General features: G+C 68.7%; 19 protein-coding genes. 10 read left to right on the top strand and 9 right to left on the bottom strand.

The window, feature by feature from the left end:
• Positions 1 to 38: 38 nt before the first annotated feature.
• Positions 39 to 1,799, bottom strand: coding sequence for a glycosyl hydrolase family 18 protein (locus AB0H36_RS25370; RefSeq protein WP_360528127.1), 1,761 nt, complete (start codon positions 1,797 to 1,799; stop codon positions 39 to 41).
• A gap of 708 nt (positions 1,800 to 2,507) precedes the next feature.
• On the opposite strand from AB0H36_RS25370, the gene AB0H36_RS25375 reads away from it, so the two are divergent.
• Genes AB0H36_RS25375 through ligD form a run of 3 tightly spaced genes read left to right on the top strand, consistent with a single transcriptional unit; the run spans position 2,508 to position 5,829 of the window.
• Positions 2,508 to 3,689, top strand: a complete 1,182-nt coding sequence (locus AB0H36_RS25375; protein ID WP_360528130.1) for a helix-turn-helix transcriptional regulator — start codon at positions 2,508 to 2,510, stop codon at positions 3,687 to 3,689.
• 10 nt (positions 3,690 to 3,699) lie between these two features.
• On the top strand, positions 3,700 to 4,809 hold the full coding sequence (locus AB0H36_RS25380; protein WP_360528134.1) for a branched-chain amino acid aminotransferase: 1,110 nt from the start codon (positions 3,700 to 3,702) through the stop codon (positions 4,807 to 4,809).
• A 39-nt stretch (positions 4,810 to 4,848) separates the two neighbouring features.
• Positions 4,849 to 5,829: a non-homologous end-joining DNA ligase gene (ligD, locus tag AB0H36_RS25385; protein WP_360528137.1), complete on the top strand. Its 981-nt coding sequence runs from the start codon at positions 4,849 to 4,851 to the stop codon at positions 5,827 to 5,829.
• Here the strand turns inward: ligD and AB0H36_RS25390 are convergent.
• Positions 5,826 to 6,428: a TetR/AcrR family transcriptional regulator gene (locus tag AB0H36_RS25390; protein WP_360528140.1), complete on the bottom strand. Its 603-nt coding sequence runs from the start codon at positions 6,426 to 6,428 to the stop codon at positions 5,826 to 5,828. The genes ligD and AB0H36_RS25390 overlap by 4 nt on opposite strands.
• A gap of 85 nt (positions 6,429 to 6,513) precedes the next feature.
• Here AB0H36_RS25390 and AB0H36_RS25395 point away from each other — a divergent pair, with 85 nt between their 5' ends.
• Positions 6,514 to 7,854: an FAD-dependent monooxygenase gene (locus tag AB0H36_RS25395; RefSeq protein WP_360528143.1), complete on the top strand. Its 1,341-nt coding sequence runs from the start codon at positions 6,514 to 6,516 to the stop codon at positions 7,852 to 7,854.
• Positions 7,855 to 7,863: 9 nt separating this feature from the next.
• Positions 7,864 to 8,496, top strand: a complete 633-nt coding sequence (locus AB0H36_RS25400) for a nucleoside/nucleotide kinase family protein (RefSeq protein WP_360528146.1) — start codon at positions 7,864 to 7,866, stop codon at positions 8,494 to 8,496.
• Here AB0H36_RS25400 and AB0H36_RS25405 read toward each other — a convergent pair.
• Positions 8,484 to 9,224 carry a TetR/AcrR family transcriptional regulator gene (locus AB0H36_RS25405; protein WP_360528149.1) on the bottom strand — a complete coding sequence of 247 codons (741 nt, stop codon included), beginning with the start codon at positions 9,222 to 9,224 and terminating at the stop codon, positions 8,484 to 8,486. The genes AB0H36_RS25400 and AB0H36_RS25405 overlap by 13 nt on opposite strands.
• 87 nt (positions 9,225 to 9,311) lie before the next feature.
• Between AB0H36_RS25405 and AB0H36_RS25410 the strand changes: the two genes are divergently transcribed.
• Complete coding sequence (locus tag AB0H36_RS25410) at positions 9,312 to 10,256, top strand: ATP-binding cassette domain-containing protein (protein WP_360528152.1); 945 nt, start codon at positions 9,312 to 9,314, stop codon at positions 10,254 to 10,256.
• 12 nt (positions 10,257 to 10,268) lie between these two features.
• Positions 10,269 to 11,042 (top strand): ABC transporter permease, encoded by a 774-nt coding sequence (locus AB0H36_RS25415; RefSeq protein WP_360528156.1) that lies wholly within the window; start codon positions 10,269 to 10,271, stop codon positions 11,040 to 11,042.
• 203 nt (positions 11,043 to 11,245) lie between these two features.
• Here the strand turns inward: AB0H36_RS25415 and AB0H36_RS25420 are convergent, their stop codons facing one another.
• A complete protein-coding gene (locus AB0H36_RS25420; protein ID WP_360528159.1) occupies positions 11,246 to 12,406 on the bottom strand; it encodes a cytochrome P450 in 1,161 nt (386 codons plus the stop codon).
• A gap of 97 nt (positions 12,407 to 12,503) precedes the next feature.
• Here AB0H36_RS25420 and AB0H36_RS25425 point away from each other — a divergent pair, with 97 nt between their 5' ends.
• The 3 genes from AB0H36_RS25425 to AB0H36_RS25435 all read left to right on the top strand — a co-directional run bounded on the left by AB0H36_RS25425 (position 12,504) and on the right by AB0H36_RS25435 (position 14,790).
• Positions 12,504 to 12,725 carry a hypothetical protein gene (locus AB0H36_RS25425; RefSeq protein ID WP_360528162.1) on the top strand — a complete coding sequence of 74 codons (222 nt, stop codon included), beginning with the start codon at positions 12,504 to 12,506 and terminating at the stop codon, positions 12,723 to 12,725.
• Between the two features lie 221 nt (positions 12,726 to 12,946).
• Positions 12,947 to 14,158 carry a histidine kinase gene (locus tag AB0H36_RS25430; protein WP_360528165.1) on the top strand — a complete coding sequence of 404 codons (1,212 nt, stop codon included), beginning with the start codon at positions 12,947 to 12,949 and terminating at the stop codon, positions 14,156 to 14,158.
• Positions 14,143 to 14,790 (top strand): response regulator transcription factor, encoded by a 648-nt coding sequence (locus tag AB0H36_RS25435; RefSeq protein WP_360528168.1) that lies wholly within the window; start codon positions 14,143 to 14,145, stop codon positions 14,788 to 14,790. The genes AB0H36_RS25430 and AB0H36_RS25435 overlap by 16 nt, the downstream gene beginning before the upstream one ends.
• Here the strand turns inward: AB0H36_RS25435 and AB0H36_RS25440 are convergent.
• Genes AB0H36_RS25440 through AB0H36_RS25460 form a run of 5 tightly spaced genes read right to left on the bottom strand, consistent with a single transcriptional unit; the run spans position 14,777 to position 18,996 of the window.
• On the bottom strand, positions 14,777 to 15,589 hold the full coding sequence (locus AB0H36_RS25440) for a PHB depolymerase family esterase (RefSeq protein ID WP_360528171.1): 813 nt from the start codon (positions 15,587 to 15,589) through the stop codon (positions 14,777 to 14,779). The two genes, AB0H36_RS25435 and AB0H36_RS25440, sit on opposite strands and share 14 nt — an antisense overlap.
• Positions 15,586 to 16,413, bottom strand: coding sequence for an ABC transporter ATP-binding protein (locus AB0H36_RS25445; protein WP_360528174.1), 828 nt, complete (start codon positions 16,411 to 16,413; stop codon positions 15,586 to 15,588). Before AB0H36_RS25445 ends, AB0H36_RS25440 begins: the two co-directional genes overlap by 4 nt.
• Positions 16,410 to 17,201, bottom strand: coding sequence for an ABC transporter ATP-binding protein (locus AB0H36_RS25450; RefSeq protein WP_360528177.1), 792 nt, complete (start codon positions 17,199 to 17,201; stop codon positions 16,410 to 16,412). The genes AB0H36_RS25445 and AB0H36_RS25450 overlap by 4 nt, the downstream gene beginning before the upstream one ends.
• Complete coding sequence (locus AB0H36_RS25455) at positions 17,198 to 18,046, bottom strand: ABC transporter permease (RefSeq protein ID WP_360528180.1); 849 nt, start codon at positions 18,044 to 18,046, stop codon at positions 17,198 to 17,200. The genes AB0H36_RS25450 and AB0H36_RS25455 overlap by 4 nt, the downstream gene beginning before the upstream one ends.
• Entirely contained in the window at positions 18,043 to 18,996 is a 954-nt protein-coding gene (locus AB0H36_RS25460; protein ID WP_360528183.1) for an ABC transporter permease, read from the bottom strand. The genes AB0H36_RS25455 and AB0H36_RS25460 overlap by 4 nt, the downstream gene beginning before the upstream one ends.
• Positions 18,997 to 19,005 lie beyond the last annotated feature (9 nt).

Below are 19,005 nucleotides of genomic sequence, written 5' to 3' on the forward strand. Positions count from 1 at the left end.
TTGCTGAGGTTTCCCACAGTCCGGGCCTGCGGGAAACCTCAGGGCAGCGCGGCGAGGTACGGCGCGTGACTGTTCTTGAACTCCCAGCCGTAGTACCGGTCCCAGTTGATCGACCACGTCATCAGCCCGCGGAAGGCCGGCGAGGCCCCGCCACGGAGGCTGTAGCCGCCGCAGTTCTGGCCCTTGACCAGGCAGTCGAGCGCTTGGTGCACGGCTGCCGGGGCGGTGTAGCCGTTGCCTGCGCTGACCGCTGCCGGCAGTCCGAAGGCGATCTGGTCCTGCCGGAGTCCTGGGAACGTCTGACCGGTGTTCGCGACCGGGAAACCGGCCTTGATCATGTCGGTCATTGCGATGTGGAAGTCCGCGCCGCCCATGGTGTGGTACTGGTTGTCCAGCCCCATCACAGGACCGGAGTTGTAGTCCTGGACGTGCAGCACGGTCAGCGCGTCGCGCAGCGCATGGATGACCGGCAGGTAGGACCCGGTCCGGTTGTCGCCGCCGCCCGCACCGCCGTAGAACTGGTACCCGACCTGCACGAAGAACGTCTCCGGCGCCATCGTCAGCACGAAGTTCGCGCTGTACTTCGCCTTGAGCGACTTCAGCGCCGAAATCAGGTTGACGATCACCGGTGTGGTCGGGTTGCGGAAGTCGGTGTCGCCCGCGTTCAGGTACAGCGAGTGTCCTTCGAAGTCGATGTCCAGCCCGTCGAGGCCGTAGCGGTCGATGATCGCGCTGACCGAACTGACGAACGCATCCCGGGCCGCAGCCGTGGTCAGCTGCACCTGCCCGTTGGCGCCGCCGATCGAGATCAGCACCTTCTTCCCGGCCGCCTGCTTGGCCCGGATCGCGCTGACGAACTCCGCCTCGCTCTCCACGTTCGGGCACTCCGCGACCGGGCAGCGGTTGAACCGGATGTCTCCGGACGTCACCGACGTCGGCTCACCGAAGGCCAGGTTGATGATGTTCCACTCCGCCGGCACGTCGGCCATCCGCACGTACCCCGACCCGTTGGCGAAGCTCGCGTGCAGGTAACCGATCAGCGCGTGCTTGGGCAACCCCGTGCTCGTGCAGCCTCCCGTCGTACCTGTCACTGCTGCGGACTTGGCCGACTCACCAGTGCCGTTGTACGCCGCAACCGAGTAGGTGTGACTCGTGCACGTCCCGAGTCCGCTGACGGTCGCCGTCGTACCAGTGACGGTCTGGACGACGTTGGAGCCTTCGTACACCCGGTAGCCCGTGACGGTGCCACTGGAAGCGCCCCAACTCAGCGAGATGCTGCTGTTCGTCGTACCGGTGACGGAAGGCGACCCGGGAACGCCAGGACCGGACGGGTTGCCACCAGGACCATCGAGGCTGATGTCATCCGCCTGGTACGCCGGTTGCCCGTACCAGCCATGCACATACACCTGCACCGACGTCTGACTTGCCCCAGTCGTGAACGAAACGCTCAGCTGCGTGTAGCTCGAAGCAGCCGGCGTCCAGGTCGACGCGCCGCCTGTGACGCCCAGATAGACGTACGACCCACGCACCCAGCCCGACAACGTGTACGCCGTACTGGGCTGCAATGACACGGTCTGGCTGCACTGTGCGTAGTCCGAACTCGACACCGCCCCGTTGAGCGCATAGCCGCCGCTTCGCACCGGGCTGCTGACGACAGACCCGCCAGAGCACGTCCACCCGCTCAGTGACCCGGTCTCGAAGCCCGGATTGGTCAGGACGTTCGCCGCCTGCGCAGTCTGTGTCCCACCGACGAGCAGCAGAACCAGACCGAGCACGACAGCAAGGCACCGTGAACGCATGAGCGGACCTCCCGGGGCGGTTGGAGTTCATTAAGTAGAGACGCTCCTTAACTTCCAGGTCAATGCGCCACCGCTGTCGGCTTCCCGACGCTGTCGGGACCCGCACACTGAACCGAGTTAGCGGAGGCCGGGCAGCGATCAGCTTTCACGGACACAGTCCAGGGCACGGCCACGGCTGGCCGCAGCGAGCGCAGCAGCCGTCTGGTGTAGGGGCCGGCAGCCAGAGTGGGCTGACCTGTACGGCGCTCGGCGTCGGACGACTGGCGACAGGCCCGGCCCGGCTGGGCACCGGCTGTGGGGTGCTCGGGAACCAATGGACCTGGGTGCGGCCGCCGTTGCCGTGGGCGGCCAGGAGGGCTTCGATGCCGCCGTCCCAGGTGGAGGTGTTGGGCCAGCGGCCGCGCCATCTCAGGGCCACGGTTCCGTCGGACCACTGGACGCCTTCGGCGAGGGTGCCTGTGGCGCGGATGCCGGAGGCGTGGACGTGGCGGACCAGTCGGAAGAGGCGAGGGGGCCGCTGCGTCGTGTTCACTCCTGCACTCTTGCCCAGCGGCTGCTGTTCACAACAGGTGTGGGCTGTGGGCTGTGTGAACAGCCCACAGCCCACATGTCCTTGCCTACAAGGGTTCTGGCAGCTTTTTGTCGGCGTGGGCTTGTACTGTCTTGGCACGCACCACATGAGCTCGAAGTGCAAACGGGGGTGGTCCTGTGGCTGAGGCAGCGTTCGGCGCGCAGTTGAGGCAGTGCAGGCAGGCAGTCGGCTTGAGTCTGCGCCAACTGGCCGGCCGGGTCGGCTACGACCACAGCTACCTGTCGCAGGTGGAGCGCGGACAGCGCCCCGGCTCTGCCGACTTGGCACGGCTCTGTGATCGCGAGCTCGGCACTGGGAGCCGGCTGATCGCTGCGTTCGAGCAGGGCCGGGCCCGGCCGCAGCCGGCCGAGTCGCTGGTGGCAGCGGATCCGCTGCAGGCGGCTTGGCACGAGCTCGTGCTGTCCTTCGGCATCGTTGATCCGGCTGCCGAGGCCGGGGACTTCCGCGGTGTTCCGCCTGGATGTCTGCTGCCGGAGTTGATCATGGATCTCCGCGCGCTGCCGGCGAGCATGCCGACCCAGGTCGCGCGACTGACTGCGCTCATCGCGCTGACGCTGACCGGGCTCGGGCAGACACACGCGGCCAAGCGCTGGTGGCTGACAGCCCGAGCCGCTGCGGACAGCTATGCCGAGCCATCCGTCCGCAGTTCGGTGCGTGCGCTGGAGGCAGTCAGCGGGCTCGCGGAGCGGCGACCACTGCCTCAACTGCTCGACCTCGCCGAAGAGGCCCTGACTCTCGGGCGGCAGACACCGGGCTGCGTCTTGCAGGCGCATGCGGCGCGAGCGCAGGTGCTCGCCGAGCTGGGGCGCGGCGCCGAGGCACACCGCGCTCTTCAGGAGCTCCTGAGTGTTGCGGACGTGGTGCCGGCGACCGGGGCGACGGACGCTTGGCCGGCTGACTGGGCGTCATACCAAGTGCGTTGGGCCGAGGGGCGGATCTGCGCCCGCCTCGGGTATGGCGGCGCCGGTTGTGTGCTGCTGGGACGAGCATTGGAGGAGTGCCCGGAAACGTGGCTCGGCGAACGTGCCGGAGTGGAGCTCGGGCTGGCCGAGTGTCTTGCTGTGGACGGCGAGGTCGCCGCGAGTGTGGCGCTGGCGCTGCGGGTGTTGGTGGAGTTGCCGGACGAGTGGCACACCTATTACTTGTACGACACTGCTCAGCGCGTGCTGGACGTCGTACGCGAGCAGGAGCCCGGGCTGGCGGCGGCGTGGGATCTGCAGGAGGTGCTGAGGCGGCAGGTGTACCTCGATGGCCGCAGAGTGGGCACTGGGTCGAGCGCACTCCAGTGGCAGGGGTAACGTGCCGGAGGTGAGTGAGACCTGGGACTTTGCGGTTGAGGTGCGACACGATCCGGCCAGCGCGGACGCACGCACTGCAGTGCTGGCAAAGCCGGCGTTCGGGCAGACGTTCACGGACCACATGGTGGTGGCCAACTGGACGGTCGACCGTGGCTGGCATGACCAGAAGGTGACCGCGTACGCACCGCTCACCGTGAGCCCGGCTGCCGCCGTACTGCACTACTCGCAGGAGATCTTCGAAGGGCTCAAGGCCTATCGGCACCCGGACGGATCGGTGTGGGCGTTCCGGCCGGACCGCAACGCCGCTCGGTTCACTACGAGCGCAGCGCGGCTGGCGCTGCCGCAGGTGCCAGAGGACGAGTTCGTCTCGGCGCTGCGGGCGCTGGTGACCGTCGACGAGCCGTGGGTTCCCGCGGCCGACAGCGGCGAGACCAGTCTGTACCTGCGGCCCTACATGATCGCCACCGAGGCGGCGCTGAGCGTGCGACCGGCCCGTGAGGTGCTGTTCGGCGTCATCGCCTCGCCGGCCGGCCCGTACTTCGACACCGGCCCCAAGCCGGTGTCGATCTGGCTGACGACCTCCACGATCCGTGCGACGCCAGGCGGCACCGGCGCCGCCAAGTGCGGCGGGAACTACGCCGCCAGCCTGGCCGGGCTGGCCGAAGCGGTCGCGAACAACTGCGAGCAGGTCGCCTTCGTCGATGCCGTCGAGCACAAGTGGCTCGAGGAGATCGGCAGCATGAACATGTTCTTCGTCTACGCCGACGGCCGCATCGTGACGCCCGAGTTGTCCGGCTCGATCCTCGAAGGCGTCACCCGGGCCTCGGTGCTCGAGCTCGCCGCCGACCTCGGGCACAAGGTCGAGGAGCGCCAGGTGTCCGCGGACGAGTGGAAGGACGGCGTCCGCAGCGGCGAGATCACCGAGGTCTTTGCCTCCGGCACCGCTGCCGTGATCACCCCGATCGGCCGGCTGGCCTGGCCCGACGGCGATCTCACCATCGGCGACCACTCGGTGGATCACGGCGTCGGCCCGGTCACCCGGTCGATCCGCTCCGCCCTGCTCGACCTCCAGTACGGCCGAGTCCCCGACGAGCGTGGCTGGCTGACCCGGCTGGCGTAGTTGCTGCCGGTTGTCCCCCGCGGCGGTTAGGTTGGCCACATGGCTGAGTCCAAGGCGGGGAAGTCGAAGACTCCGGCGGTCGAGCTGGAGGTGGGCGAGCGCATGGTGCGGATCTCCAATCCGGACCGGGTGTACTTCCCGGCGCGCGGGGAGACGAAGCTGGATCTGGTCAAGTACTACCTGTCCGTCGGCGACGGGATCGTGCGGGCGCTGAAGGAGCGGCCGTGCATGCTGCACCGGTTCCCTGAGGGCGTATCCGGCGAGAAGGTGCACCAGAAGCGCTTGCCGCACGGGGCGCCGCCGTGGATGGAGACCGTGCGGGTGAAATTCCCGCGCTACAACCGTACGGCGGACGAGCTGTGCGTCACCGAGGTCGCGCACGTGGCGTGGGCGGTGCAGATGTCGACGGTCGAGTTCCACCCGTGGAACTCCCGTCGCGCCGACACCGAGAAGCCGGACGAGTGGCGGATCGACCTCGACCCGATGCCGGAGTGCCCGTTCGACCGGGTCCGCCAGGTGGCGCACGTCGTACACGAGGTTCTGGACGACCTCGGGGTCGTGGGTTATCCGAAGACATCTGGTGGATCCGGCATCCACATCTACGTTCGGGTGACGCCGGAGCACGGGTTCTCCGACGTACGGCGGGCCGCGTTGGCGTTCGCGCGGGAGGTCGAGCGGCGGGCGCCGGACGACGTGACGACGACGTGGTGGCGGAAGGATCGCGATCCGAAGAAGCTCTTCGTCGACTACAACCAGAACGCACGGGACCACACGATCGCGAGTGCGTACTCGGTCCGCGGGAACCCGGAAGGGACCGTGTCGACGCCGATCCGGTGGGACGAGATCGACGACGTGGACCCGAAGGCGTTCACGATCGAGACGGTGCCGGCCCGGTTCGCCGAGCTCGGCGACCTGCACGAGACGATCGACGACACCGCCTACTCCCTCGACACACTCCTGCAATGGGCGGACCGCGACGAGCGCGAAGGGGCCGAAGAGCCACCCCCGCCCGAGGACTAACCAGTCAGTCCGTGGTGCAGCAGGTTGGTCAGAGTGTCGATGGCGGCCTCGTCGGAGATCGTCCGGCCGTCCGACGGATTCACGACGAGCCAGGTGTAGGCGAAGCCTTCCATCAGGGCGTTCATTGCCGAGATCGCGACCAGGGGATCGGCCGGCGGGTTGGGCAGGTGGGAGAAGTGCTCGATCATGTGCTGGTCGTCGTCGGCCATGATCCGCTGTAGCCGACGGCCCAGCTCCGGGTCGACCATCGAGGCCTGTTTCACCGCGACCATCTCCGGCAGGTGAGCGCGGTAGAACCGCCAGAACGCCGCGACGTGCCAGCGGATCGACGAGATCTTGCTGAAGTCCGGATCGTGATCGGAGTCGTCGAGGACGGCGTCATCAGCCGAAGCGAGCATGTCCTTCAGGAGTGCCTCGAGAAGCTCTTCCTTGCCGGCGAAGTGGTTGTAGAAGGATCCCGTCGCCCGGCCTGCGGCCGCGGTGATGTCGGTGATCTTCGTGTTCAGGTACCCGCGCTCGGCGAACACCTCCCGGGCCGCCTGCTTCAGCGCCGCCTCGGTCCCGGCCGCCCGTTCGCGGCGGTTCACCGTGTCCGTCACCAGAACCTCCTTGACACCGAACCCTAGCCAAGTTCATAGTGAATCTGGATTCACTGAATCATGATTCACCCAAAGGAGACAAGAGATGACTGTTCTGGTGGCAGGCGCCGGCCCGACCGGGCTCACCCTGGCGATCGACCTGGCCCGGCGCGGGATCGCCGTACGCCTGATCGACAAGGCGACGGAGTACTTCAACGGCTCGCGGGGCGACGGGCTCCAGCCACGGACCCTGGAGGTCTTCGACGACCTCGGCGTCATCGACGAGGTACTGAGCCAAGGCCGGTCGCTACCGCTGATGCGCGTGTACCTCGACGGGACACTGGCCGATGAGCGCCGGATGGCCCCGATCCTCGAGCCGACCCCGGACGTCCCGTACCCGAACGCGTGGATGCTCGGCCAGTCCCGCACCGAGCAGATCCTCCGCGACAAACTCCAGGAGTACGGCGTCCACGTCGAGCTCGGCACCGCGATCGTCGGGTTCACCCAGTACGACGACAGCGTGCGAGCCGAACTGTCGACCGGCGAGACGGTCAACACGCAGTACCTGGTCGGCGCGGACGGCGGCCGGAGCTTCGTCCGCAAGCACCTCGGGATCGCGTTCGAGGGGACGACGGACGAGTCGATCCGGATGCTGCTCGGCGACGTCGCCGCGGACGGGCTCGACCACCAGTTCGGCTACTGGTTCGCGAAGCGGGACAATCCGATGGCCGGGATCGCGCTGACCCCGCTGGCCGGCGGCGACCAGTTCCAGTTCGGCGCACCGCTGGACCACGACGAGGCCGACCCGACGATCGAGACGCTGCAGCAACGAGTCGACGAGTACGCCGGTCCGGGCGTGGCGAAGCTCCGCGACCTGACGTGGTCGACGGTGTGGCGACCGAACGTTCGGCTGGCCGCGAGGTTCCGGGTCGGACGCGTATTCATCGCCGGCGACGCCGCCCACGTCCACCCGCCGACCGGCGGCCAGGGCCTGAACACGGGCGTCCAGGACGCGTACAACCTCGGCTGGAAGCTGGCCGACGGACGGGAAGAGGTGCTGGCGTCGTACGAGAACGAACGGCGTCGCAACGCGCTGCGAGTGCTCGGGATCAGCGAGGAGCTGCTACAGAAGCACGTCGACGGTGACGAGAGCGCGATGGAACGCGGCGAGAACACCCGCCAGCTCGACGTCTCCTACCGCGACCCGGCCGACACCCGCCCGATCGCCCCCGGCGACCGCGCTCCCGACGCACCTCTGGTGGATGCCCAGGGCAACAAGCTCCGCCTCTTCGACCTCTTCCGGGGCCCACACGAAACCCGGCTCCGCTTCACCTCCACCGGTGTCCAGGTCGGAGCAGCAAGCTACACATCACCCGAAGCGTTCGCCCACTACCACGCCAAGGACGGCGACGAGTTCCTGATCCGCCCGGACGGCTACCTCGCCTAGGATCGTCGGGTGCAGACTCTCGACCCGGCCGCCGCGTATGAGCGCGCTGTCGGTCTGGCCACGCAGGGGCAGCGGGCGATTCTTGGGATCACCGGGGCGCCGGCGGCCGGGAAGTCGACGTACGCCGAGCAGCTGACGGCGAAGCTGGTCGCCGACGGGCACAAGGTCGCGCTCGTGCCCATGGACGGGTATCACTTGGCGCAGTCCGTGCTGGAGGAGCTCGGGCTCGCCGAGGTGAAGGGCGCGCCGCACACCTTCGACGGGGCCGGGTTCGTCGCCATGCTCACCAGACTGAAGCAGTCCCCGGACGAGCAGCTCTGGGCGCCGCGGTTCGACCGTGGAATCGAGGACTCGATCGCCGCGAGCATCGGTGTCGCGCCGGAGGTCACGTTGGTCGTGACGGAAGGCAACTACCTGCTGCTCGACGAGATGCCGTGGGCAACCATCCGGACGCTGCTCGACCAGTGCTGGTACGTCGAGGTGCCTGAGCAACTGCGGCACGACCGGCTCGAAGCCCGCCACCGCGCGTTCGGCCGCTCCCCCGAAGAAGCCCACGCCCGCACCTACGGAACCGACGAGCGCAACGCCCGCCGGATCGCGGCCACCGCGCACTCCGCGGATGCGATCGTTCAGCTGCCCTGACAGACCCGCTCGATGAAGCGCTCCACGCCGTCCAGGTAGAGCTGCAGACCGAAGTCGAAGTCCTCGTCCGACTCTTCGTCGAAGGCGCCTACGGTGTCGAAGACGCCGGCGTCCAGGACCCGGGCCAGTGCTGGTAGCTGGCGGGAATCGACGACCCGAGCCAGGACCGCGCCGTACGTGCTGAAGGCGGACGGGTTGTCGGCGAACCCGGCGGCCAGGTCGAGAGACAACCGGATCTCGCCGTGCACGTAGGTCATCAGGCCCATCACGACGCCGACCTTGGCCTCTTCGGGCAGGCCGGTGTCCTGGAGCGCGCCGAGCGCGGCGTCGAACCAGGCGAGGTTGTTCGGCCCGGCGGGCGGGCCGGAGATCGGCAGCTTCGAGTACCACCGGTGCTTGCGGATCGCGACCATCACGCCTTCCGCCCAGAACGTCAGAGCGGTCCGCCAGTCGATCCCTTCCGGCATTGGCTCGGGGCGTTCGAGCGCGGCGTCCGACATCAGCACCAGGAGCTCGTCCTTGCTCTTCACGTGCCGATAGAGCGCCATCGTCGAGTTGCCGAGCCGCTCGGCGACCCGCGCCATCGAGACCGCGGCCAGCCCCTCGGCGTCGGCGAGCTCGATCGCCGACCGGGTGATGTCCTCGACGGTCAGGGACGGCTTCGGCCCCCGCCGACTGCCCTCCCGCAACCGCCACATCAGGGCCACGTCGGACGGCAACTCACTCATTTCCACCGCCTCAGTCTAGGGGTTGCGCGGGCATATAGCGTACCTGCTACGCTATTTAGCGTACTCGATACGCAGTAGGAGGGGACGATGATCGTCGAGGCAACCGGGCTCCGGAAGTCGTACGGCGCGACCGAGGTGCTGACCGGGGTCGACCTGCACGTCCGGGAGGGATCGGTGCTCGCCCTGCTCGGGCCGAACGGCGCCGGCAAGACCACGACCGTGCGGATCCTGACCACGCTGACCAGGCCGGACGCCGGCCACGCCACCATCGCCGGGTACGACGTCCTGCGCGAGCCGGCCCAGGTCCGCGGCGTGATCAGCCTGACCGGGCAGTACGCCGCGGTCGACGAGAACCAGACCGGCCGGGAGAACCTGGTGATGGTCGGCCGGCTGATGCATCTCGGCCGGCCGGCCGCGCGACGCCGTACCGCGGAACTGCTCGAGCGGTTCGGGCTGACCGACGCGATGGACCGGCGGGTGAAGACGTACTCCGGCGGGATGCGGCGGCGACTCGACCTGGCGATGAGCCTGATCGCGCAGCCGCGGGTGATCTTCCTGGACGAGCCGACCACCGGGCTCGACCCGGCCAGCCGGTCGACGATGTGGGACGCGATCGGGGAGTTGGTCCGCGAGGGGACCACGATCCTGCTGACCACGCAGTACCTGGAGGAGGCGGACCGGCTGGCCGACCGGATCGTGCTGCTCGACAAGGGCCGGATCGTCGCCACCGGCACCGCCGACGCGCTCAAGGCGCAGCTCGGCGGCGAGCGGATCGAGCTCCGCTTCGCGGACGACGTGCAGTTGCTGAAGGCAACCGGGCTGCTCCGGGCCGAGGCGCCGGACGGCGCCGGTGACTGGAGTGGGACCGATGGCGTGCTGGTTGATCAGTTGGTGGTGAGCCTGCCGTCGGACGGTTCGGCGGCGCACCTGCACCACGTGCTGGACGTGTTGCGGGACAACGGGGTGCAGCCGGAGCGAGTGTCGTCGCACCGGCCGACGCTGGACGACGTGTTCCTGGCCCTGACGGCGTGAGGAGGGGTTGAGATGTCACATCAAGGAGCCGCGGCCGCGGTGTCCGACGTGGTCACGATGATCGACCGCTCGGTGCGGCTGATGCGGCGCAACGTGGACACGCTGTTCGTGTCGATCCTGCTGCCGATGCTGATGATGGCGCTGTTCGTCTACGTGTTCGGCGGCGCGATCAACACCGGCACGGAGTACATCAACTACGTGGTCCCGGGGATCCTGCTGCTGACCACCGGGTACGGCGCGTCCAACACGGCGATGGCGGTCGCCGACGACATGACCAGCGGGATGATCGACCGACTGCGGTCGCTACCTATCCGCAGCTTCGCCGTGCTGACCGGGCATGTGACTGCGAGTATCGCACGTAACTCCGTGTCAACGGCGATCGTCATCCTCGCCTCATTGGCTATGGGTTTCCGGCCGGTTGCCGGCCTCGGCGACTGGCTGGCCGCGATCGGGCTTCTGCTGCTGTACGTCCTCGCGCTCTCCTGGCTCGCGGCCGGTCTCGGCGTGATCGCGAAGTCGGTCGAGTCGGCCAGCACGCTGAGCTTCTTCATGCTGTTCCTGCCGTACCTGAGCAGTGCGTTCGTGCAGCCCGAGACGATGCCGTCGTGGCTGCGGCCGATCAGCGAGCACCAGCCGATCACGCCGGTGATCGAGACCGTGCGCGGCTTCCTGATCGGGACCCCGATGGGGAACAACGGCTGGATCGCACTGGCCTGGTGTACCGGTCTGCTCCTGTTCTCGGTAACACTCGCGACGTGGTTGTACAAGCGCCGCGTAGGCCGTTGACCGCAGGTTTCGGGCCGTTCGGCGAAATCGCCCGGTGCGACGTGCCGGTTTGGTTCGAACATGACCCCGCGACCGGGATACGGTTCAAGTCCCCCCCAACGTGTGGTGGTCCCACTCCCCCCGGGACCCACACGGACAAGCGCCCCGGTCACTGATCGGGGCGCTCTGTTTTCCCTGCAGGACAAGGGATTCCGGACTGGACCTCAACTGCAGGCGACGGGCAGAGCTCGGAGCCCGCGGGTGCGGATCGAGTCGCGCCACACCAGGTCCTCCGGCGCGGCGGCGAGGCTCAGGTCCGGGGTGTGATCGAGCAGCGCTTCGAGCGCGATCGTGGTTTCGAGCCGTGCGAGCGGAGCACCCAGGCAGTGGTGGATGCCGTGGCCCAGCGCGAGGTGGCCGCGAGTACTGCGGTCGAGGTCGACGTGGTCCGGGTCGGGGAAACGGTCCGGGTCGCGGTTGGCCGAGGAGAGACCGAGGAGGACGGTCTCGCCGGCCGGGATCACCACCCCGCCGATCTCCACGTCCTCGACCGGGAAGCGCCGGATCGCGAGGGGCGCCGGACCGTCGTAGCGCATCAGCTCGTCGACCGCTGCGGGCAGCAGCGAGCGATCCGACTGCAGCCGCTCCCACAACGGTCGATCCGTGAGCAGCGCGAGGGTCGCGTTGCCGATCAGGTGGACGACGTTCTCGTAGCCGGCGAACAGGATCAGGAAGACCAGTGACGTCAGTTCGTCGTCGCTGAGCCGGTCGCCGTGGTCCCGGGCCGCGATCAGGTCGGTGATCAGGTCGTCGCCGGGCACCGCTCGCTTGCCGGCGATCAGACCTGCGAAGAAGGTCAGCATCGCCCCGATCGCGTTCCGCGCGTCTTCCGGGCGCGGTGGCGCGAGCATGGCGTCGGTCCAGGCGCGGAAGTCGGTCCGGACGCCTTCCGGTACGCCGAGCAGCTCGCAGATCACGGTGATCGGCAGCGGAGCGGCGTACTCGGCGACCAGGTCGGCCTGTCCCCGGCGGACCACGGGCTCGAGCAGGGCGTCCGCCGTACGGCGGATCGGTTCGGCGAGCGCTTCGACGCGGCCCGGGGTGAAGGCCTTGGTGACCAGCGCGCGGATCCGGGTGTGGTCGGGCGGGTCCATGTTCAGGAGGTTGGCGTCTAGGGCGGGCGGGAGATTGAGGCCGCGGTAGTTGCCGGGCAGCGCGTGCCGCCGGTCCACGGACAGTCTCGGGTCCGCGAGCGCTTGGCGGACGTCGTCGTACCGGGTGACCAGCCAGGAAGGGCTGCCGTCCGGTCCGGCGATCCGGTGGACGGGCCCGCTGGAGCGGAGGGCGGAGTAGCCGGCGTACGGATCGCTGGGCGTGATCGTCACCGGCCCAAAAGTAGCCGAAAAAAGTTCTGGCGAGGTTGTCGAATCCGGCGGATCTGGTCCGACGTATCAGTGAGAGCGACCAAAGGAGAGGGTCAGAATGAACACCACCGCTACCGCCACCACCGACACCGCCACCACCAACCTGATCATCACCATGCTGGCCGAGGGCAGCCCGGTCTGGTTCGTCGCCGGAATGGTCAACATGCGCAGCCACGACGTCTACGTGATCGGCCGAGCCGCCGGCTATCCGGACAAGGCGAAACTGCGCCGGGCCGTCTGGGCGCAGAAGAACCGCACCCGCGAGCTGCAGGCCGCCTGACCTGCCCCCTCTTCTTCAGGCGCTCGAAGACACCGTCAGCCGCTGTTGCCCACCCGGGCACAGCGGCTGACGTCTGTCCGGAGTGTGGTTGGGCGTAGGGATGGTGGGGCTGGACCCACTCCTGGGCCGATTCGGCCGGATTCGCCGGCCGGGTGGTGCACAGTGAAATCACCAGTCGTGGCGAGAAGAGGTTTCCGATGTCGTGGGCAACGAGAGTCAGCGTGGGATTCGTCCGGGCGTGCGCCGTCACGGTCGTGACCATGCTGGTCCCGGTCGTGTGGGCGATCGCCGGGACGGTGGCCGTCTGGTGGGCGGGCAATCCCTGGTCCTGGATCCCGTTGTTCGTCGTCGCCGGCGTCGCCACGCTGGCCCTCGCCCGCCCGGTCTGCCGGATGGCACGTGCCCTCGTCGCGAGGTGGACGGGCACCGCGCTCCCGGGCGGCTACCTGGAAGTCGGACCGATCACGCAGCTGTCGACCGGGTTCTGGTGGAACGGCACGTCTTACTCGCGGACCAGCAAGGAGGCTCGTGAGGACCAGGAGCTGCGGCTGCGGTTCAAGGACCCGGCCAACTGGCGGGACCTGCGGTTCGTGGCGATCGCACCGTTCGCTGCCGGCCTGGTCGCTGCCATCCCACCCGCCGGCGTGGTGGTCGCCGTCCTCGGCTTCGTGGGATCGATGCCGGCGCTCGGGGTTGCCGGACTGGTCGTGGCGATCGCGACTTCGCCGTACGCGTGGCGTCCGTTCGCGCCGGTCGCCGTACGGTTTCTGCGTCCGTCGGCGTCGATGGCGCTGGCGCAGCGAGTCGACGAGTTGACTGCGCAGCGGGCGGACACGACGGTGGCGCAGGCGGCCGAGATCCGGCGGATCGAGCGGGACCTGCACGACGGAGCGCAGGCGCGCCTCGTCGCCCTCGGCCTCTCCCTGGCCACCGCGGAGAAGCTGATGGAGACGAACCCCGACCAGGCCAAGGCGCTGTTGCGGGAGGCGCGAGTCGGCGCCGCCACCTCGTTGTCCGAACTGCGCGAACTCGTCCGCGGGATCAACCCGCCGGTGCTGAACGAGCGCGGTCTGGTCGACGCAGTCCGCGCACTCGCGATGGACTGCCCACTCGAGACGACGGTCGATGCCGACGGGCCGCTGACCCTGGATCCGCCGATCGAGTCCGCGCTGTACTTCGGTATCGCCGAGCTGCTCACCAATGCGGTCAAGCACGCGCACGCGTCGCGGGCACAGATCTCCATCACGCGCGGCGAGACCGCGATCGTGGTCCGGGTCGAGGACGACGGCCAGGGCGGCGCGAGGGTCGACGCCGCGGGTGGACTGGACGGGTTGCGGCGGCGGCTCGCCGCGTTCGACGGCACCCTGGACCTGACCAGCCCGGCCGGCGGGCCGACCCGTGCGAGGATGACGGTGCCATGCGAATCGTTGTAGCCGAAGACCTCTACCTTCTGCGCGATGGGATGGTCCGTCTCATCGAGGCGTACGGGCATGAGGTCGTGGCGACCGCGGCTACCGGTCCGGAGACGCTCGCCGCGCTGCTGAAATGGCGACCGGACGTCTCCGTCATCGACGTACGAATGCCGCCGACCCAGTCCGACGAGGGCCTGAAGGCTGCGCTGGCCGCGCGCCGCGAGGTGCCTGGGCTGCCGGTCCTGATCCTCTCGCAGCACGTCGAGCAGCTCTATGCCCGTGAGCTCCTCGCCGGCGGCGCTGCCGGTGTCGGGTACCTGCTCAAGGAGAGTGTGTTCGAGGCCGACCAGTTCGTCGACGCACTGGAACGGGTCGCCGCGGGCGGGACCGCGATGGATCCGGCGGTCATCACCAAACTGATGTCCAGCTCGAACCAGCCGACGGACAAGCTGACCGAACGCGAGAACGCGGTCCTCGCCCTGATGGCCGAGGGCCTGTCCAACCAGGCCATCGGCCGCCGGCTGTTCCTCAGCGAGAGCGCCATCAGCAAACACACGACCTCGCTGTTCGGCAAGCTCGGCATCCACGACGACGACAGCAGCAACCGCCGCGTCCTCGCCGTCCTCACCTACCTGGGACTCACCGGTTCTTGAGCTGCTCGGTGAAGAAGCGTTCCACCGTCGGGAGGATCTTGCGGCCGGAGTGGGCAGCGCCGGGTACGACGTCGAAGGTGACGTCGAGACCGTGCGAGCGGTAGTTCTTCTCCAGGGTGCGCAGCCGCTCGATCCGGGTGGTGCCGGTGAGCTCGGCGCCGTCCATCCAGTTGGACTCGCCGCGGTTCATGATCTCCCAGGTCTCGACATCCTCGGAGCCGACCACGAGCTGAATCGGCACCCGGCGCAACGCGCCCACGTCGATCGGCTGGCCGAACTTCTCCTCGAAGCCCTTCGTCCCCAGCCACCAGGGCAGGGTGTCGTCGAGCTGGGTGATCCGGCCCGGCGCGCCGATCGAGGCGGCGGCGAGCCGGTCCGGGTGCAGGTAGAGGAACCGGTGCGTGAACTGCCCGCCGCCGGAGAACCCGTGCAGGTAGAACTTCTCCGCGCCGACCGGGAACCGGTCCGCGACCTCGTCCACGATCGACAGCAGCATCCGGTCGAACCGGATCCCCTGGTACTCGATGAACTTGAAGTTGTGCAGGTCGGTCGGGTCGACCAGCCCGGCCGGGAAGATCGGGGTCAGGATGACCGCGCCCTGCTCCTCGGCGAAATCCTTCAGCTGAGTGCGGTAGTTGGCCGCCGATCGCGCCGTACCGTGCTGGACAACCACCAGCGGGGCGCGGTCGTCGTCGGCCAGCTGCTGCGGCACGTACAGGCAGTAGTGCAGCCGGGGGTCGGCCTGGGACGCGAAGATCGGCGTCGCCCCGCGCTGGTAGAAGGTCGAGGTGTGTGTCATGGACGTCCTTCGGTGAGTGCGAACGCGGCTCTCAGCTCGCCGACCCGCTCCGGCTGCCAGCCGGGTCCGGGGGCGGAGGAGAGCAGCATCTGGGTGTAGGGGTGCCGGGGCCGGCGCAGCAGTGCGCCGGTGTCGTCCTGCTCGACGTCCGCGCCGCGGTACATCACGACGATCCGGTCGGTGACCTCCCCGACCACGGCGAGATCGTGGCTGACGAAGACCAGCGCGATCCCGGAGGAGGCGCGGATCTCGTTGAGCAGGGCAAGGATCTTGGCCTGGACCGAGACGTCCAGGGCGGAGACCGCCTCGTCGAGGACGAGGACCTTCGGGCGTACGGCGAGCGCCCGGGCGATCGCGACTCGTTGCCGCTGGCCACCACTGAGCTCATGGGGTCTGGAGGCCAGCAGTCGTTGGTCGAGTCCCACCTGGTCGAGCAGCTGGTTGACCTCGTCGGTGGGCGCGTCCGGCCGGTGCCGGCGCAGGACGTCGCGAAGGCAGCCCTCGACGGTCAGCCGCCGGTCGAGTGATGTGTACGGGTCCTGGAAGACCATCTGGATCGCGCGGGCACGCTGCAACCGGGCGACCCGCCCGCGTCCGGACCGATGGATCTCGACACCGTCGATCGTGACGCTGCCGGAGTCCGGCGCGGTCAGGCCGACCAGCATCCGTGCGACCGTCGTCTTGCCGGAGCCGGACTCGCCGACCACTCCGAGCGATCCACCGGCCTCGACGCTGAAGCTGATGTCCTTGGCCGCGACGGTCGGGGCCGCTCCGCGACGCCCGCCGTACGTCTTGCCGAGGTTCTGCACCTGGAGCAGGCTCATGACGGCACCTCCGCACGCTCGGGCAGCTTCGGTACGGCGTCCGCCAGCGCCCGGGTGTAGTCGTTGGACGGGTTCTCGAAGATCGTCGCGCCGGGCTGGTGATCGACGATCAGGCCGTCCTTCATCACGTAGACGCGATCGCAGTACGCGCCGGCCAGGTGCAGGTCGTGGGTGATGAACAGCACCCCGAGATCCCGCTCCGCCCGCAGTCGCTTCAGCAGCGCCAGCACCTCGGCCTGCGTGGTCACATCCAGCGCACTCGTCGCCTCGTCGGCCAGCAGCAACCGCGGGTCGATGCTCAGCGCGGCCGCGATCACCACCCGCTGCAGCATGCCGCCGGACAACTGGTGCGGGTACAGCCGCAGCAGCCGCTCGGGGTCCCGCAAGCCGACCTCGCCGAACAGCTCGACGATCTTGCCGCGCGCAACGTTCTTGCGTACGCCGTGCACCTGGACGAGCCGTTCGGTCGCCGAGTCGCCGATCCGCCGGACCGGATTGAGGGCGGTGCGCGGCGCCTGGAAGATCATCGCGGCCTGATGTGCCCGGACCTGCTGGACCTCGGCCGGTGCGCACGACAGTACGTCGGTGTCGCCGACCATGACCGAACCGGAGGTGACGGCCCGGTCCGGGAAGAGCTTCAACGCCGCCCGGGCCGTGGTGGACTTGCCGGAGCCCGACTCCCCCACCAGCCCGACGGTTTCGCCGGCGTCGACGGACAGCGAGATGCCACGCAGGATCTCGGTCGTGCGGACGCCGACCTTCAGGTCATCGATCTGCAGGAGGCTCATCGGCGCACCGCCAGCTTGTCGGAGAGCCGGACGCCGACCACGTTGGTCGCGACGACCACGATCGCGATCGTCAGACCGGGGACCAGCGCCGGGCCGACGATGCCCTGGATGACTCCGGTCCGGCCTTCCTGGACCATCAGGCCCCACTCCGAGCTCGGCGGCTGGGAGCCGAAGCCGAGGAAGTTCAGCGACGCGAGACTCATCAGTCCCTCCCCGAACAGCACCACGAGGTACCCGACCAGCGTCGGCAACAGGTTCGGCAGCAGGTAGCGCAGGCACAGGAAGAACCCGCCGACCCCCTGCAGCCGGTACGCGTCGACGTACGGCCGGGCGATCTCCTCGAGCGCGATCGACCGGGTGAACTTGGCGATCGCCGGTGCGTAGGCGAGCGCCAAACCGAGCACCGAGGTCAGCTCACCGCGGTCGAACACCGCGATGCACAGCACGACGAACAGCAGGCCCGGGAACGCGAACATCACGTCCGTGATCCGGCTCAGCGCGGTGTCGACCCACCCACGTTTCCAGGCGGCTGTGACACCGATCAGCACGCCGAGCACGGTCGCCACGGCCAGCAGCGCGATCGCCCCGAGCAGGCTGGGCCGGGCGCCGTGGATGATCCGGGACAGCAGGTCCCGGCCGAGCTGGTCGGTCCCGAGCCAGTGCTCGGCACTGGCCGGCTGCCAGATCGCGCCGAAGTCGGTCTTCGCCGGGTCGTACGGCGCCACCCACGGAGCGAACGCGGCCGCGAGCACGGCGACCACGAGCACGCCGGCGCTCAGGTAGAACGGCCACTCGTGCTTGCGGCGTACGCCGGTCACATCGGTCAGTACGGCGGTGGCAGTCATGCGGCACTCCTGGCCAGAACGCGGGCGTCGAGCAACGGGTAGAGCAGGTCGACGATGACCGTGACCGCCATGTACGCGATCACCATGTAGAGCAGGATCGCCTGCACCACCGGGAAGTCGTGCGTGTTGATCGCCTCGACCAGCAGGCTGCCGATGCCGTTCAGGCCGAAGACGCCTTCGACCACGACGGTGCCGGCCAGCATGCCGGCCACGATCAGGCCGCACATCGTGACTATCGGGCCGAGCGAGTTCCGCAGTACGTGCCGGACCACTGTCCTGCGCTGGTCCAGGCCGTAGCTGCGGGCGGCCTCGACGTGGTCGAGGCTCTGCTGCTCGACCATCGTCTGCCGGGTGACGCGGCTGACCACCGCGACCGCGCCGAGGGACAGCGCGATCGCGGGCAGGGTCAGGTGGTGGATCCGGCCGAGGAACCCCTCGCCCGGACCCGACACCGCGAACCAGCGCAGCTTCACCGCGAACACCGAGATCAGCACCACCGCGACGACGAAGTTCGGGATCGAGGTGGCGAACGTCGTCACGCCGGTGATCAGCGCGTCCACGGCGGTCCCGCGGCGCAGCGCCGACCAGATCCCGAGCAGCACGCCGATCACGATGAACAGCACCGACGCGTACACGACCAGGGACAGCGTCACCGGCAACCGGCTGCCGAGCAGCGTCGTGACCGGTTGCTGGTAGACCATCGAGGTCCCGAAGTCGCCGTGCAGCAGGTCCTTCGCCCAGGTCAGGTACTGGGTGACGAACGGGTCGTCGAGGTGGTACTCGGCCCGCACCGCGGCGATCCGCTCCGGTGTCATGTTCTCCGGGTTCCCGATCAGGAACGACACCGGGTCCCCGGGCGCCGCGTACATGCCGGCGAAGATCACGAACGAGCTGATCACCAGGGTGAGCACCATCGCGCCGAAGCGCCGCAGTGCGATCATTGCAGGCATTCCGACCCC

Origin of the sequence: Kribbella sp. NPDC050820, from assembly GCF_040653975.1 — a bacterium.
Taxonomy (GTDB): domain Bacteria; phylum Actinomycetota; class Actinomycetes; order Propionibacteriales; family Kribbellaceae; genus Kribbella.